The organism is Rhizobium centroccidentale, assembly GCF_030182565.1.
Classification (GTDB): domain Bacteria; phylum Pseudomonadota; class Alphaproteobacteria; order Rhizobiales; family Rhizobiaceae; genus Rhizobium.
In genome coordinates this window covers 51,252-66,498 of the sequence record NZ_JAQJCG010000021.1, presented here as the reverse complement: position 1 = coordinate 66,498, position 15,247 = coordinate 51,252, and the positions used below count along the sequence as shown (strand labels likewise).

General features: G+C 60.9%; 18 protein-coding genes and 1 other RNA gene. 11 read left to right on the top strand and 8 right to left on the bottom strand.

Annotation, left to right across the window (positions count from 1 at the left end):
- Window positions 1–20 precede the first annotated feature (20 nt).
- Complete coding sequence (locus tag PH562_RS23905; RefSeq protein WP_285176151.1) at window positions 21–875, top strand: prephenate dehydratase; 855 nt, start codon at window positions 21–23, stop codon at window positions 873–875.
- A 212-nt stretch (window positions 876–1,087) separates the two neighbouring features.
- Here PH562_RS23905 and PH562_RS23900 read toward each other — a convergent pair whose 3' ends face one another.
- The 6 genes from PH562_RS23900 to PH562_RS23875 all read right to left on the bottom strand — a co-directional run bounded on the left by PH562_RS23900 (window position 1,088) and on the right by PH562_RS23875 (window position 4,895).
- Complete coding sequence (locus PH562_RS23900) at window positions 1,088–1,486, bottom strand: VOC family protein (protein WP_285176150.1); 399 nt, start codon at window positions 1,484–1,486, stop codon at window positions 1,088–1,090.
- A gap of 290 nt (window positions 1,487–1,776) precedes the next feature.
- On the bottom strand, window positions 1,777–2,145 hold the full coding sequence (locus tag PH562_RS23895; RefSeq protein ID WP_095433512.1) for a VOC family protein: 369 nt from the start codon (window positions 2,143–2,145) through the stop codon (window positions 1,777–1,779).
- Between the two features lie 270 nt (window positions 2,146–2,415).
- Window positions 2,416–2,643 (bottom strand): hypothetical protein, encoded by a 228-nt coding sequence (locus PH562_RS23890; protein ID WP_285176149.1) that lies wholly within the window; start codon window positions 2,641–2,643, stop codon window positions 2,416–2,418.
- A 186-nt stretch (window positions 2,644–2,829) separates the two neighbouring features.
- Window positions 2,830–3,516, bottom strand: coding sequence for a helix-turn-helix transcriptional regulator (locus tag PH562_RS23885; RefSeq protein ID WP_285176148.1), 687 nt, complete (start codon window positions 3,514–3,516; stop codon window positions 2,830–2,832).
- Window positions 3,517–3,528: 12 nt separating this feature from the next.
- Window positions 3,529–4,488, bottom strand: a complete 960-nt coding sequence (nudC, locus tag PH562_RS23880) for an NAD(+) diphosphatase (protein ID WP_285176147.1) — start codon at window positions 4,486–4,488, stop codon at window positions 3,529–3,531.
- Window positions 4,485–4,895 carry an HIT family protein gene (locus tag PH562_RS23875; RefSeq protein WP_285176181.1) on the bottom strand — a complete coding sequence of 137 codons (411 nt, stop codon included), beginning with the start codon at window positions 4,893–4,895 and terminating at the stop codon, window positions 4,485–4,487. The genes nudC and PH562_RS23875 overlap by 4 nt, the downstream gene beginning before the upstream one ends.
- A gap of 91 nt (window positions 4,896–4,986) precedes the next feature.
- On the opposite strand from PH562_RS23875, the gene ffs reads away from it, so the two are divergent.
- From ffs to PH562_RS23860, 3 genes are all read left to right on the top strand, one after another.
- An RNA gene (ffs, locus tag PH562_RS23870) (signal recognition particle sRNA small type) lies at window positions 4,987–5,084 on the top strand.
- A 45-nt stretch (window positions 5,085–5,129) separates the two neighbouring features.
- The gene (locus PH562_RS23865) at window positions 5,130–7,004 is read left to right on the top strand and encodes a DNA polymerase III subunit gamma/tau (protein ID WP_285176146.1); all 1,875 of its coding nucleotides are present in this window, start codon (window positions 5,130–5,132) and stop codon (window positions 7,002–7,004) included.
- Between the two features lie 106 nt (window positions 7,005–7,110).
- Window positions 7,111–7,434 (top strand): YbaB/EbfC family nucleoid-associated protein, encoded by a 324-nt coding sequence (locus tag PH562_RS23860; protein ID WP_285176180.1) that lies wholly within the window; start codon window positions 7,111–7,113, stop codon window positions 7,432–7,434.
- A gap of 16 nt (window positions 7,435–7,450) precedes the next feature.
- On the opposite strand, the gene PH562_RS23855 is transcribed toward PH562_RS23860, so the two are convergent.
- Entirely contained in the window at window positions 7,451–7,927 is a 477-nt protein-coding gene (locus PH562_RS23855; protein ID WP_285176145.1) for an Lrp/AsnC family transcriptional regulator, read from the bottom strand.
- A gap of 113 nt (window positions 7,928–8,040) precedes the next feature.
- Here PH562_RS23855 and PH562_RS23850 point away from each other — a divergent pair, with 113 nt between their 5' ends.
- Together PH562_RS23850 and PH562_RS23845 are read left to right on the top strand one after the other, a co-directional pair.
- The gene (locus PH562_RS23850) at window positions 8,041–8,577 is read left to right on the top strand and encodes an RBBP9/YdeN family alpha/beta hydrolase (RefSeq protein ID WP_285176144.1); all 537 of its coding nucleotides are present in this window, start codon (window positions 8,041–8,043) and stop codon (window positions 8,575–8,577) included.
- A gap of 94 nt (window positions 8,578–8,671) precedes the next feature.
- Window positions 8,672–9,283, top strand: a complete 612-nt coding sequence (locus PH562_RS23845; protein ID WP_113232697.1) for a LysE family translocator — start codon at window positions 8,672–8,674, stop codon at window positions 9,281–9,283.
- Window positions 9,284–9,285: 2 nt separating this feature from the next.
- Here PH562_RS23845 and PH562_RS23840 read toward each other — a convergent pair whose 3' ends face one another.
- Window positions 9,286–9,909 (bottom strand): MOSC domain-containing protein, encoded by a 624-nt coding sequence (locus PH562_RS23840; RefSeq protein WP_285176143.1) that lies wholly within the window; start codon window positions 9,907–9,909, stop codon window positions 9,286–9,288.
- A 57-nt stretch (window positions 9,910–9,966) separates the two neighbouring features.
- On the opposite strand from PH562_RS23840, the gene recR reads away from it, so the two are divergent.
- From recR to PH562_RS23815, 5 genes are all read left to right on the top strand, one after another.
- Window positions 9,967–10,572: a recombination mediator RecR gene (gene recR, locus PH562_RS23835; RefSeq protein ID WP_285176141.1), complete on the top strand. Its 606-nt coding sequence runs from the start codon at window positions 9,967–9,969 to the stop codon at window positions 10,570–10,572.
- An 83-nt stretch (window positions 10,573–10,655) separates the two neighbouring features.
- The gene (locus tag PH562_RS23830; protein WP_483315375.1) at window positions 10,656–12,038 is read left to right on the top strand and encodes a lytic murein transglycosylase; all 1,383 of its coding nucleotides are present in this window, start codon (window positions 10,656–10,658) and stop codon (window positions 12,036–12,038) included.
- Window positions 12,039–12,196: 158 nt separating this feature from the next.
- Complete coding sequence (gene rimP / locus PH562_RS23825; protein ID WP_285176139.1) at window positions 12,197–12,802, top strand: ribosome maturation factor RimP; 606 nt, start codon at window positions 12,197–12,199, stop codon at window positions 12,800–12,802.
- Between the two features lie 63 nt (window positions 12,803–12,865).
- Window positions 12,866–14,476 carry a transcription termination factor NusA gene (nusA, locus tag PH562_RS23820; protein WP_113232693.1) on the top strand — a complete coding sequence of 537 codons (1,611 nt, stop codon included), beginning with the start codon at window positions 12,866–12,868 and terminating at the stop codon, window positions 14,474–14,476.
- On the top strand, window positions 14,473–15,165 hold the full coding sequence (locus PH562_RS23815) for an RNA-binding protein (protein WP_113232692.1): 693 nt from the start codon (window positions 14,473–14,475) through the stop codon (window positions 15,163–15,165). Before nusA ends, PH562_RS23815 begins: the two co-directional genes overlap by 4 nt.
- Window positions 15,166–15,247 lie beyond the last annotated feature (82 nt).

Genomic DNA, 15,247 nt, shown 5'->3' with positions numbered 1-15,247 from the left:
ATTCCCCCAAGGGCAGCCCCATGATTACCAAGACCAACAAGATCTCCTTCCAGGGCGAGTACGGCGCCAATTCCGATATGGCCAGCCGTGACATGTTCCCGACCATGGAGCCGCTGCCCTGCCAGACCTTCGAGGATGCGCTGACCGCCATCGACAATGGCGACGCGGATCTCGGCATGATCCCGATCGAGAACACGATCGCCGGCCGTGTCGCCGACATCCACCATCTGCTCCCGGAATCGCGCCTGCATATCGTCGGCGAATATTTCATGCCGATCCGTTTCCAGTTAATGGTTCTGCCCGGCGTGAAGAAGGAAGAGATCCGCACAGTGCATAGTCATATCCACGCGCTTGGCCAATGCCGCAATATCGTGCGTGCCAATGGTTGGAAGCCTGTGATTGCCGGCGATACGGCGGGGGCGGCCAAGCTGATCAAGGAAACGGGCGATCGCAGCATGGCGGCGCTGGCACCGCGGCTCGCGGCCGATCTCTATGGGCTGGAAATCATTGCCGAGAATGTCGAAGACACCGAAAACAATATGACGCGCTTCGTCATCCTGTCGCGCGATGAGGACTGGGCGGAACGCAGCTCGCCGGACGAAAAGATCGTCACCACCTTTATCTTCAACGTCCGCAACATTCCGGCCGCGCTCTACAAGGCGCTCGGCGGCTTCGCCACCAACGGCATAAACATGACGAAGCTCGAAAGCTATCAGCTCGGCGGTCGTTTTGTAGCAACGCAGTTCTATGCCGATATCGAGGGCCATCCCGCCGATGCGCATGTGCGCCGCGCGCTGGAGGAACTGCGCTTCTTCTCCGAAAAGGTCCGCATCCTCGGCGTCTACAAGGGCCATCCGACGCGGGGCGATCTTTAACATTCGGCGTGAACCCGGACCACCTCGTGGTTCGAGGCGTCGCCATTTTCGCTGCGCTTAACGGCGACGCACCTCACCATGAGGTGGATCACGCTCTGTGGCGAAGCAAAAAAGGTCAGTCCTCATGATGAGGTACGCAGCCTCCAGAGCTTGTCGAGGGGGCCGGAGCCTCGAACCACGAGGCGGGTGACGGTGCAATTTCAGCCTAACGGCTATCCTTCGGCCTTGGTCACAACCTCGATGCGATGCCCATCGGGATCGATGACGAAGGCGGCGAAGTAAGTCGGTCCGTAATGCGGTCGAAGACCAGGTGCGCCATTGTCCTTGCCGCCATGAGCCAATGCGGCCTGATGGAACAGGACGACAGCCTCGCGGCCCGGTGAAGCAAAGGCGAGGTGGAAGCCCGCGCCTGGCGCATGAGCCTCTTTGCTCCGCAATTTGATGGCGAACTTGTCGCCCCCACCCGGCGGGCCATATCCGATGGCCTGATCGGGATCGCCCGGGGACAAGTCTTCCCAGACCCTGACATAGCCGAGTGGCGCGAATGCTGCGTCGTAGAATGCAGCGGCTTTCTCGATATCTGCGACACCGAACGAAATATGATGGAGCAATTGGTTCTCCTGTGGCTTTGGGTGCATCGATCAGTGTCTTTTGCAAATGCTGGAAGTCAACTCGGACGAGGGACGCCACTTCCGTAAACTGCTGTTAGGATCTTTGGTCATCGTCTCAAGCCCCTCATCCGGCCTGCCGGCCACCTTCTCCCCGTTTTGACGGGGAGAAGGGGATGGAAGCACCCACAGCCTTCTTTCCACCACCTTCTCAAGCGAGGGAACAGAGATCGTCCCCTCTCCCCGCGTGCGGGGAGAGGGTTAGGGTGAGGGGCAAGCCATTCGCTCAGTGCCTACTTGTCCGGCTCACAAACCCGGAGGCGATGGCCATCGGGATCGAGCACGACGAAAGTCGGGCCGAAATCCATCGTCGTCAGCTCCTGCGCGATCGGCAGGCCGCGTGCCTTCCAATCCTTGTAGTGCTGCTCGACGGCGCCGGCGCCTTCGACCATGAAGCCCAGTTCGCCGCGATTGCCGATGGCGGAGGGCTGGGGCTCGACGCTGCTTCGGCGCCAGAGACCGAGACTTAGGCCGTTGTCGAGCGAGAAAGCCACGAAGTTCGGCGATGCAAAGGCCGGTTCGCGGCCGAACAGATCGCGGTAGAACGGCGTGCTTTCGCTAGGATCCTTGACATAGAAGATGATGAGGTTCGGGCTGGTCATCTGAATAATCCTCTCGTTTTGATAGATTAAGGGCATGCGACTGCAGTCCGGCGGACGGAGTTCCGCCGCCGAAGATGGCTTTGTCTGTCATGATGAGCGCTTGCGAAGCCGCGTTTCCGAAGCCTGATGCAGCCTTCCGATCAACGTCTTGCGCTTGAATTTCGATTTTACCGATGCCGTTATTGCAAAATCGCGGCGAACTTCGCGCGGGATGCTTTGGGGCGCTTCAGTTTTTTACGAACCGCCCTACCTCGTCATTTTCCTGCAATTCTAATGCATCCGCTCTTCCTCACGGTAAGGTGCGCGGCCATCGAGAAAACCGAGATCCCGCATCACGGAACTCGGCGCTTCTTCGATATCGAGACGATTCCAGCGGCGGGTGAAATAGCCAAACGCGACCTCAGAAAGACGAGCCGGCCATGACTGATGCTTGCCTTTAAGCGCCTCGACGCCACCGCGATGCACATGTTGCGAAATGATGGAAACGTTGCCTGCCATGATCGGTCCTCCTTCCTGATTGGATGGATCCATCATAGCCGCATCTACTGACAGTTTCTGGCAGTAGTATCACACTGAAGCGCGTCGCGATCTCTAGGATTCGCCTCCTGCGCTTTAGGTCTTCGATTTTACGCATGTCGTTGTCGCAGAAACGCTGCACATTTTTGCGCGACATGCTTTGCCGGATCAATTGTGGACCATGCCCTCACGGGCATGCCATTCCCTGGCGAGCGCCACACGCCGGCGCGGATAGCGGGCCTCCAGCACCGCGAAATCGACGATGCGATCGGCGCGGAAATGGCGGAAATCCTGGCGCAGCTCGCACCAGGCCATGATGATGCGGGCATTGTCGAAATAACCGAGCGCGAAGGGCCAGATACGCCGGGTGGAAATGGCGCCATTCACATCGCCATAGGTCAGCTGCACCATGCGTTCCGTGCGGATCGCCTTGCGCATGAGGGAGAGATCGGCCTTGTCTTCGGTGACACGGCGCGTGGCGACCACCACCGCCGCCTGGTCGACCTCATCGCGAAGATCGGGAGGCAGCACAGCAGCAATCTTGGCAAGCGCGTCGGCGCCGGCCGCCGCCAGGCGGACGTCGGTTGCACGCGCCACCCATCGCGATCCCAGCACCAGCGCCTCGATTTCATCCTGCGAAAACATCATCGGCGGCAGCATGAAGCCCGGCTTCAGGACATAGCCGATCCCCGGTTCGCCCTCGATCATCGCACCCTGCGACTGCAGGCTGGCGATATCGCGATAGAGCGTGCGCAGGCTGACGCCGGTTTCCTCCGCCAGAACAGCGCCGCTCACTGGACGACGATAGCGCCGCAGCGTCTGCAGCAGCGTCAGCAAGCGTTCCGAGCGGGCCATGACACGACAGACCTAGCGTTTCCATTCCACCCAATCGCGCATCAGGCGATGGGCAATGGCGCCCTTGGGTGGAGATGTGTTGCCGGAGGCCGAAACGCGATCGAGCATGGCGAGCGTCTCCTCCGGAGTGAACCAGCGGCAATCCTCAAGCTCGGCCTCGTCCATATGAATTTCCATCGACTTGGCTTCGGCATAGCAGCCGATCATGAGGGAATGCGGCATTGGCCAGGGCTGTGAAGCGTGATAGCGCACGCGGCCGATATGAATACCGGATTCCTCGAGTGTTTCGCGGCGCACCGCATTCTCGATGGTTTCGCCCGGTTCGACGAAACCGGCGAGACAGGAATACATGCCCGGCGCGAAATGATGGCTGCGGCCGAGCAGGCAGCGATTCCTTTCCTCGTCGATGCCAAGCATGATGACCACGGGATCCGTGCGCGGGAAGATCACATGTTCGCAGGCCGTGCAGACCCGCTTGTAGCCTCCGATCCGGCTTTCCATGACCGAGCCGCACCGGCCGCAGAAGCGGTTGTCGCCATTCCAGCGGATGAGGCTCATGCCCTGCGCGGCTTCGCCGAGGATTTCGCCTTCGAGCAGAAGATCGCGCCACAGCGCGCGCATGTCGGCTGGCTTGTACTGGCTGGCAAGCTCGTCTGGATTGACGCGCACGGGCACGGCAAGCCGAGGCTCGCCGGTCTTGCGGTAACCGAGGAGAACGGCCTCGTCCCAATTCGGATCGAGATCCTTCAACTCGTAGCGGGCAAACAGAGGGTCGAGCACCTGGCCATCATGCTTCAAGACAAGCCGGTCCTGTGCGAAGGCCAGGATGTGCGTGCCTTCCTTGGCGAGCGCCTGCTTGATCGATTCCTCGTCGCGATGCTCGGCATCCCGGTTGAGCTGGTTTTCCGCGAAAGCGGTGAGACTGCTGGCTTCCGGATGCGGGGCATCCGAGGAAAAGATGGAATGGCTCATTGTGAAAGCGTTTCCCGCAACTTGGCTATGAGGCTGTTCATGTCTTCGTCCGAATAGGGCTCCGCCTTGCCATAGCCCCAGACGGGACCCGGCCAATTGGCATCACCTTCGAACCGCGCGATGACATGAACATGCAGCTGCCGGACGATATTTCCAAGTGCCCCGACATTGATTTTTGTTGCCCCCGTCACCGTCTTCAAGGCGCTTGCGACCTTATCCGTTTCGAAGGTCAGCAAGATCCGGTCGAGCGGCGTCAGCTCGAAAACCTCGGATTTGTCGGGCCGGCGCGGGATCAACACGAGCCACGGCCAGCGGCGATCCTTTATCAGCCTGACGTCGCAAAGGCCAGTTATGGTGACGGAAACGCTGTCATTCGCAAGACGATCGTCGAGCGTAAACTCCTTCAAAGGGGCATCCTCCATTGTTTTATCAAATGTTTAGCAGTTTTTTTTGACCTTGGCTTGCTTTTGATGACGATATTGCCGATATGTGCATCCGGGAGGTTGGTGGTGGACGAGCCACTCGCCAACCGGGTCAGGTCCGGAAGGAAGCAGCCCTAACGAGCCCGGCACGGGTCATTCGTGCCAGCCTCCCACCCTTTCCGAAAGCAAGACCCGGCTTTCCGGGCAACAAGCAGGGCGATGAGCGACACCGAGCGACAAGCAAAAGATGCCGCTTCGACCGGCACCGGCTACCGGGTGCTGGCCCGCAAATACAGACCCAAGGACTTCACGGACCTGATGGTCGGCCAGGAGCCGATGGTCCGTACGCTGACCAACGCGTTCGAGACCGGCCGCATCGCCCAGGCCTATATGCTGACCGGCGTGCGCGGCGTCGGCAAGACCACGACCGCCCGCATCCTTGCCCGGGCGCTCAACTACAAGACCGCTGACATCGATCGTCCCACGATCGACCTGCGCGAACCCGGCGACCATTGCCAGGCAATCATGGAAGGCCGGCACGTCGACGTCATCGAAATGGACGCCGCCTCGCACACCGGTATCGACGATATCCGGGAAATCATCGAGCAGGTACGCTACCGGCCGGTCTCGGCCCGCTACAAGGTCTATATCATCGACGAAGTGCACATGCTGTCGACGGCCGCCTTCAACGGGCTCTTGAAGACGCTCGAAGAGCCGCCCGAGCATGTGAAGTTCATTTTCGCCACGACGGAAATCCGTAAAGTTCCGATCACGGTGCTGTCGCGCTGTCAGCGATTCGATTTGCGCCGTATCAGCGCCTCCGATCTCGTCGGGCTGTTCACCACCATTGCCGGCAAGGAAGGTATCGAGGCCGAGCCGGAAGCGCTTGCTATGATCGCCCGCGCTGCAGAAGGCTCGGCACGCGATGGCCTGTCGCTGCTCGATCAGGCGATCGCCCATGGCAGTGGCTTCGTTGCCGCCGATGCCGTGCGCGCGATGCTCGGGCTTGCCGACCGCGCCCGCATCGTCGATCTCTTCGGCCATGTCGTCAAAGGCGATGTTTCGGCAGCCCTTGCCGAATTCAACAGCCAGTATGAGGCCGGCGCCAATCCCGTCGTCATGCTCACCGACCTTGCAGATTTCACCCATCTCGTGACTCGCCTCAAATATGTGCCCGATGCCGCCGACGATCCGTCGCTCAGCGAAGTCGAGCGCACGAAAGCGGCGGAATTCGCGCGAGGCATCGCGGTAACCGCACTTTCCCGCATCTGGCAGATGCTTCTCAAGGGTATTGCCGAGACGGAGAACGCGTCACGCACCGCCGGCGCCGCCGAAATGGTGCTGATCCGACTTGCGCATGCGGCCCATCTGCCGGCACCGGAAGATGCGGCGCGTAGGCTTGCCGAATTTTCTGATGGTAATGGCGGCGCTCGTCCGTCGCCCTCTTCGAGCGGCGGCAATGGTGGCGGCGCTGTGTCCTATCAGGGCAATGCCGTAGCGCGTGCTGTGGAAACGCCGACGCCGCGCCCCACGCCTTCCGCACCGGTCGCCATGCTGCGCTCCGTCCCGAATACGCAGCCGGATTCGCAACCCGTCGGACGCATCGAGTCGAAACCCGCCGAAGCGCCGAAGCCGCTGGTGCCTATTAATTCGATGGCCGACATCGCCGAGCTCGCCAGCCAGAAGCGCGATCCGAAGCTGAAGGCGCTGGTGCGCACCTTCGTGCGCCCGGTCAAGCTGGAGCCGGGAAGGCTCGATGTCAGCCTGACATCAGGTGCTCCCGGCACGCTGCTGAACGAACTCGCCGTCAAGCTGAAGGAATGGACCGGCATCCACTGGATCGTCAGCCTCAGCCGCGAGGAAGGCCAGCCGACGCTCGTCGAAGCGGAAGCGAACGCCCAGAAGCAGCGGGTCGCCGATGCGCGCCAGGATCCCGATGTCGCGGCAATCCTGGCGCAATTTCCGGGCGCAAAGATCATCGACGTGCGTGTGCGAGCACCCGAGGCCGATGAAGAGGATGAAGCCGCAGCTCCGCCGGCCATCGCCGAATCCATCGATGGCGATATTCTACCCGGCGACGACATCGAATTCTAAGGCTAGGATGAATGCGGACGGAACCGCTTCGGCTTGAAGCGGTTGACGACCATGACAACATATCCTGCCGCTCAAACAGAGACTTGCAGAAGAAGGACCAATGACGATGCGCGACATCATGGGCATGATGGGCAAAGTGAAGGAAATGCAGGCGAAGATGGAGAAGATGCAGTCGGAGATCGCCGACATTCGCGTCGAAGGCAAGGCCGGCGGCGGCCTCGTCACCGTCACCGTCAACGGCAAGGGCCTGATGGTCGGCCTCAAGATCGATCCCTCGCTCTTTAAGGAAGACGATGTCGAGATCCTCGAAGACCTGATCGTTGCCGCCAACAAGGATGCCCAGGAAAAGGCCGAGGCGATATCAGCCGAAAAGACCCGCGAACTGACCGCCGGTCTGCCGATCCCGCCCGGCTTCAAGCTGCCGTTCTAAGGCGAGACTATTTCTTTCAGCGGCCGGCCGCCTTGCGAATGAGATCGCGGCCGATCGCCTTTATGGGTTCGTTTCGCAGCACCAGCGATGTCGTCACGGCGCCATGGCGGGCAATGGAATCGACGATGATTTCAAGGTCTGATGGTGTCGGCACGAGAACCTTGAGCAGGAAGCAATCCTCGCCCGTCAGCCTGAGGACCTCAATAATTTCGGGCATTTCCGAAAACTGCTTCAGATACGGCCGGATATGCTCATGCGTGGTCCTGAGACGGATGACCGTCATCATGCCGAGCCCGACGGCGGCGGGATCGACCACAGCACGGTAGCCGGCAATCACGCCACGCTCCTCCAGCCGCTTCAATCTCTCCGATGCCGCTGGCTGCGACAGGCCGACCCGACGGCCGAGCTCCGATACGGAGATTCGCCCGTCCTGCTGCAGGATTTCGATGATCGATAGATCCGTCGGATCCAGTCCTCTTTCGATAGTATCCATTGGTCGCCTTCAATTCATCGGTTGGGATAAGTTTTATCCGATGGATTGCAATGTCAATCGGTATCCCGGCGTGCCAGCTTTTCTCCGTGAGAGGTCATGGAGAAAAAATAGAGATGAGCGATATCATCACGCTACCGGGTCTGGGCGGTTCGGGCGAAGATCACTGGCAGACATTGTGGGAACGGGACGATCCGACCATGCGGCGCTTCCAGCCGTCGAGCTGGGACAGACCGATCCTTTCGGATTGGATTGCCGCGCTTGAGCACGAAATCTCGCGCTCCAAAACGCCGCCCATCCTGATCGCGCACAGCCTTGCCTGCCAGTTGATCGCCCATTGGGCGCCCATGAAGAAGACGGCGATCCTTGGTGCGTTCATGGTGGCCGCGCCCGACCCCACGGGCGAAATCTATCTTGCCGAGGCCGGCAGCTTTGCCAATCCCCCACGGCACCGGCTGCCTTTTCCATCCCTGCTGGTCGCCAGCACCGACGATCCGTTCGGCTCCTTCGACCATGCGTGTCGCAGCGCCGAAAGCTGGGGCAGCGCCTTCGTCGATGTCGGGCCACGCGGGCATATCAATGCGACGTCCGGGCTGGGCGACTGGCCGGAAGGCAAGACAATCTTCGAGCGCTTTCGTGCCCGGCTTGCATGACCGCAAATCCGGCATTTGGAAAAGCCGCGCCGGAATGCTATTTCTGACCCCTTCTTTCAGAGATCGTCTGGCGTGCCTGACCGGAGGGAATGCGATGAGCCTATCGACGCTGCTTGTTTTTGCCGGTGCCTTGTTCATTGCGGCGGGATCGCCAGGACCGAACATCGCGGCACTCGTGGCGCGCGTGCTGACGAAGGGCGCGCGCAACGTACTGCCGTTCCTGTCCGGCATGTGGCTCGGCGAGGCGATCTGGCTCACCTGCGCCGTTGCCGGCCTTGCGACCATCGCCGAAACCTTCCATCTCGCCTTCGTGGTCATCAAATGGCTTGGCGTCGCCTATCTGCTCTATCTTGCCTGGAAGATGTGGTTTGCCTCCTCCGACACCACAGGAGAGGAGTTGCCGGACGAGCAATCGGCCACACGGCTCTTCCTCGCCGGTTTCACGGTCACCATGGGCAACCCGAAGATCATGGTCTTCTATGTGGCGCTGCTGCCCTCGATCATCGATCTGCACGGCGTGACGATCTCCGGCTGGGCCGAGCTGGTGGCGACGATGTTTGCAGTGCTCGTCGTCATCGATCTCTCCTGGGCGATGCTGGCGGCCAAAGCGAGAACCTTCCTTAGGAGTCGCCGGGCTGTGCGTATCGCCAATCGCGCCAGCGCCGGTACCATGGCAGGCGCGGCCGTCGCGATTGCCATGCGGTGATTTCAGGTCGCTGCGTCGCTTTCGATGAACGCACGCAGCTTATAATGGATGGGCGCCGCCAGATAACGCGCCCGATCCTGCGGTGACAATCGCCTGCCGAAGGTCGCCATCATTTCCGGCATAGTGACCCTCGCGCCGGCATAAGGCAGATAGGTGACCGGCATGTCAGCGCTCACCGTGCCGCCCGCACGAACGCGGCAATAGATGCCGGGCCGTCCGGCCCGGATATAGCGCTTGACGAATTGTGGATCCCCCATCTTCGCTGCGAAGGTGGAACAGGGGATACGCGCCGAGGTCACCTCCAGAACAAGATCGCCGGCTATGAATTGATCGCCGACAGCGATCTTGCAATTGTCCAAGCCTTCGATGATGAGATTTTCACCGAAGGTGCCCGGCTCCAGCGATCGTCCAAGCTCGTTTGCCCACCAGTCCAGCGTCACCGAACCTTCGACATAAACCGCCTGGTCACGGCCGCCATGATGCTTGCGATTGCAGATGGCATCGCCTAGCAGCCCCAGCTCGTCGATCATGACGGTACCGTTGACGGCATGCGTGTTGATACCGGTCTTCGCTTTCTTGCCCGGCAGCGTTTCAGGAACACCACGGCACACGGCGAGAATTTTCATCGGTCAACCGTTCCTTCCGAGATTCCGTTCCTTGAGCATATGAGCTAAAAGCCTCCCATGGCAAAGCGAGTCACCGGCCCCGAAATCGAAAAACTCATTCAGCTCCTGGCGAAAGTGCCGGGCCTCGGGCCGCGCTCGGCGCGCCGCGCGGCACTGCATCTCATCAAGAAGAAGGACCAGCTGCTCGGGCCACTGTCGCACGCCATGGGGGATGCCTATGACAAGGTGAAGATCTGCTCGCGCTGCGGCAATGTCGATACCGTCGATCCCTGCACCGTCTGCACCGACGATCGTCGCGACCAGTCCGTCATCATCGTCGTCGAAGATGTGTCCGACCTCTGGGCGCTGGAACGATCAGGCGCGATGAACGCCGCCTACCATGTTCTCGGCGGCGTGCTGTCGCCGCTCGATGGTATCGGACCTGACGATCTCAACATTCGCGGACTGATCGCTCGCGTCAGCGAAGGCGGCATCCGCGAGATCATCATCGCCGTCAACGCGACGGTCGAGGGACAAACCACAGCACACTATATAACAGATCAGCTCGATGGCCTCGAGGTCAAGATCACCCGCCTTGCCCATGGCGTGCCTGTCGGCGGCGAGCTCGATTATCTCGACGAGGGCACGCTTGCGGCGGCGCTGAGGGCGCGGACGGTGATTTGAGAGCTGCAATAAGGGACAGGTTCATGAGGAGAGTGCGCACCCCCCTCTGTCACTTGGTGACATCTCCCCCACACGGGGGGAGATTGGCCGCTTGCGGCACCGTCTTCGCCAAACCATCTGCCACCGTAATCGCAGAGACTTCGAACCTTCGATATGCCGCGAAGCCCGCCGCCCACAATCTCCCCCCTTGTGGGGGAGATGTCCCGAAAGGGACAGAGGGGGGTATCTTCCGGCGCATTCTACCGCTGCTCATCCTCCTCCTCGCCCTCTTCCCCCTCCCCGCTCTCGCCGCCTCGAAAGCCGATGTCGAAGCGCAGTTTCAAACCTGGATTCAAAAGGATCTCTGGCCGGAGGCGCGAAAGGCCGGGATTTCGGAAAAGACCTTCCAGGCCGCTTTCGCCGGCGTGACGCTGAACTGGGATCTGCCTGACCTCGAGCCGCCGGGCTTCCCGAAGCCGAAACAACAGGCGCAGAGCCAGGCCGAATTCTCCTCTCCCGCCCCCTATTTCAATGAGGGACGGTTACAGAAACTGGCTGTAACCGGGCGGAGCCTCGCCTCCCAATATGGGCCGGTGCTGCGGCGGATCGAGAAGACCTACGGCGTACCCGGACCGATCCTGCTGGCCATCTGGGGCCGCGAGACCGGCTTCGGCATCGCCAAGCTGCCGAATTCGGCGATGCAGGTGCTGGCGACCAAGGCTTTCATGTCGACGCGCAAGGACATGTTCCGTAACGAGCTGATCGCTGGATTGCGCATCCTCGAACATGGCGACGTCACGCCGGATCAGTTCAAGGGCTCCTGGGCCGGCGCCCTCGGCCAGCCGCAATTCATGCCGACCAACTACCTGAAATATGCCGTCGATTTCGATGGCGACGGCCATCGCAACATCTGGACTTCCGTGCCGGATACGCTGGCATCCATCGCCAACTATATGGTTCAGAAGGGCTGGCAGCGCGGCCGGAGTTGGGGATACGAAGTGACCATCCCGCAGAACGTGTCCTGCGCGCAGGAAGGGCCTGATCTTGCCAAGCCGATTTCGCAATGGGCTTCGCTCGGGATCAAGCCGGTTTCTGGCAAGGACCTTCCGGCGGACGAAATGCGCGCCAGCGGCATGATGCTGGTGCCGGCCGGCCGCGATGGGCCGGAATTCATCGTCACGCCGAATTTCTACGTTATCAAGGAATACAACAATTCCGACCTCTACGGCCTCTATATCGGCAATCTCGCCGATCGCATTGCCAATGGCAGCGGCGCTTTCCAGGAAAAATGGGGCGATGTCGGCAAGATGCTGCGCTCCGACGTCGCCAACATGCAGAAGGCCCTCGAGCGCAAGGGCTATGACGTCGGCGGCACGGACGGCCTGCCGGGCTACAAGACTAGGCGCTCGATCGGCCAGTGGCAGGAAAAGAGCGGCATGAAGCCCACCTGCTATCCTGATAGTTCGATGCTGGGCGTGCTGAAATAGCTGCGAAAAGGCTTTCGGCGCGAATGCCTTGCAATTTGCCTGAAAGAGGCTTATATCCGCATCAAATTCTTGATCGTGTGATGAAGAGTGGGCCGCAAGGACCCGCTCTTTTTTATTAGCGCGATCTCCCAATGCATGAACAATGCAGGAGTGAATGCTTGTCGGACGTGACAAACGCAGACAATACCAATGAACCCCGGCTGATCGTCGAAACCGGCCTTGACCAGCGCGTCGCCGCCATCATCGAGCCCGTCCTTGTGGGCATGGGCTTCCGCCTGGTGCGCGTGCGCCTCCTCAATCTGAACGGCCTGACGCTGCAGGTGATGACCGAGCGCAACGACGGCACCATGACCGTCGAGGACTGCGAAGAGGTCTCCATGGCCATTTCTCCGGTCCTGGATGTGGAAGATCCGATCGATAAGGCGTATCATCTCGAAGTGTCGTCGCCCGGCATCGACCGCCCGATGGTGCGAAAGTCGGATTTCCAGCGCTGGATCGGCCATATCGTCAAGTGCGAGACGTCGATCCTCGTTGATAGCCGCAAGCGTTTCCGCGGCAAGATCGCCGCCGTTGACAATGACGGCTTCACGATCGAACGCGACCAGGTCGCCTATGGCGAGGAGCCCAAGGTGACCATTCCGTTCAGCACACTGGCCGAAGCCAAGCTGATCCTGACGGACGATCTCATCCGCGACGCGCTGCGCGCCGACAAGCTGGCGAAAGCCGAGGCAGCGAACCAGAACGAAGCGGACGACCAGGAATAACCGATCAACGAACCGCCTGACGGAACGGGAAACCAGAAGGCAGGAAGACGGAGACTAAAGACAATGGCAGTCAGTGCGAACCGGCTAGAACTTCTGCAGATCGCAGATGCAGTGGCGCGCGAAAAGGTCATCGACCGCGAGATCGTGCTTGCCGCAATGGCGGATGCGATCCAGAAGGCCGCGCGCTCGCGTTACGGCACGGAATCGAACATCCGCGCCGACATCAACCCGAAGACGGGTGAAATCCGCCTGCAGCGTCTGCTCGAAGTGGTCGAAAAGGCAGAGGACTATTCCACGCAGATCCCGCTGGAACTGGCCCGCGACCGCAATCCGGACGCAGCCCTCGGCGATTTCATCGCCGATCCGCTGCCGCCGATGGATTTCGGCCGCATCGCCGCCCAGTCGGCGAAGCAGGTCATCGTGCAGAAGGTGCGCGAAGCCGAGCGTGACCGCCAGTTCGACGAATTCAAGGATCGTGTCGGCGAAATCGTCAACGGCACCGTCAAGCGCGTCGAATACGGCAACGTCATCGTCGACCTCGGCCGTGGCGAAGGCATTATCCGCCGCGACGAAATGATCCCGCGCGAAAACTTCCGCTACGGCGACCGCGTCCGCGCCTATGTCTACGACGTCCGTCGCGAACAGCGCGGCCCGCAGATCTTCCTGTCGCGCACGCATCCGCAGTTCATGGTCAAGCTCTTCACCATGGAAGTGCCCGAAATCTACGACGGCATCATCCAGGTGAAGTCGGTTGCCCGCGATCCGGGTTCGCGCGCCAAGATCGCGGTCATCTCGAACGACTCGTCGATCGATCCGGTCGGCGCCTGCGTCGGTATGCGCGGTTCGCGCGTCCAGGCCGTCGTCGGCGAGCTGCAGGGCGAAAAGATCGACATCATTCCCTGGTCCAGCGAGCCGGCGAACTTCGTCGTCAACGCGTTGCAGCCGGCCGAAGTCGCCAAGGTCGTTCTCGATGAGGACGCCGAGCGCATCGAAGTCGTGGTGCCGGACGAGCAGCTTTCGCTCGCCATCGGCCGCCGCGGCCAGAACGTCCGCCTCGCTTCGCAGCTGACCGGCTGGGATATCGACATCATGACCGAAGCCGAAGAATCGGAACGCCGTCAGAAGGAATTCAACGAGCGTACGAACCTGTTCATGGACGCGCTCGACGTCGATGAAATGGTCGGCCAGGTTCTGGCCTCGGAAGGCTTTGCCGCTGTCGAGGAACTGGCTTACGTCGATCTCGACGAAATCTCCTCGATCGACGGTTTCGACGAAGATACCGCCCAGGAAATCCAGACCCGTGCCCGCGAATATCTCGAGAAGCTCGAGGCGGAGATGGACGAGAAGCGCAAGGCTCTCGGCGTTTCCGACGAGCTGCGTGAGATTAACGGCATGACAGCGCAGATGATGGTTGCCCTCGGCGAGGACGGCATCAAGACGATCGAGGACTTCGCCGGCTGCGCCGCCGACGATCTCGTCGGCTGGAGCGAACGCAAGAACGGCGAAACGAAGAAGTTCGAAGGCCTGTTTTCGAAGCTCGAAGTCTCGCGCGTCGAAGCCGAACAGATGGTCGTGCAGGCCCGCCTGCTGGCCGGCTGGATCACCGAAGCCGATCTCGCTACCGAAGCCGAAGAGGTATCGGAAGGTGAAGGCGAGGCCGAGCAGGAAGCATGATGAGCGCAGAGGGGCCGAAGGCCGTACCCGAGGACGACGATCTTGCGGGTGACGGCGCAAATGGCCGTATGTGCATCGTAACACGCGAAAGCGGATCGCCGGATGAGCTGATCCGCTTCGTCGCCGCTCCGGACGGAACCGTCGTTCCGGATCTGAAGCGGCAGCTGCCGGGACGCGGATGCTGGGTCAAGGTCGACCGGGCGCTCGTAGACAAGGCAGTGGCAAAGAAGTTGTTCTCCCGCGCCCTGAAGGCGGAGGTGACCGCGCCGAGCGATCTCGGCGCTATCGTTGACCGCCTTCTTGCGGCGCAACTGGCCGGGATGATGAACATGGCACGCAAGGCGGGCCAGTTCGTATCCGGCTCGTCGAAGGTGGATGGCGCCGTTCGCAACGGCTCGGCACGTGCCGTGTTCCATGCGATAAACGCCGCTGCCGATGGCGTGCGCAAGATCGATCAGGCAAGGAAGGCCTGGCATCTCGGCATGGAGACAGAAGCGGAAATACCGTCCTTCCGTGTCTTTACGGAGGCGGAAATGGACGAACTGATGGGCCAGAATGCTTTTATCCATGCCGCAGCGCTTGCAGGGCAGGCGGGTGAGGGTGTAGTGAAGCGCGCAAACCTGCTCGAACGGTACCGCAACGGCGGTCAGTCCCGGGCAACGGGCGGCGCTGGCCGGCGAAAACAATGACGCGGTCACCGGCCTTTGCCGGACGCCTCATTAAGGTACATGCATTGAACGACAGGGTCTAACGGACGTTTCCGAGCCCTGT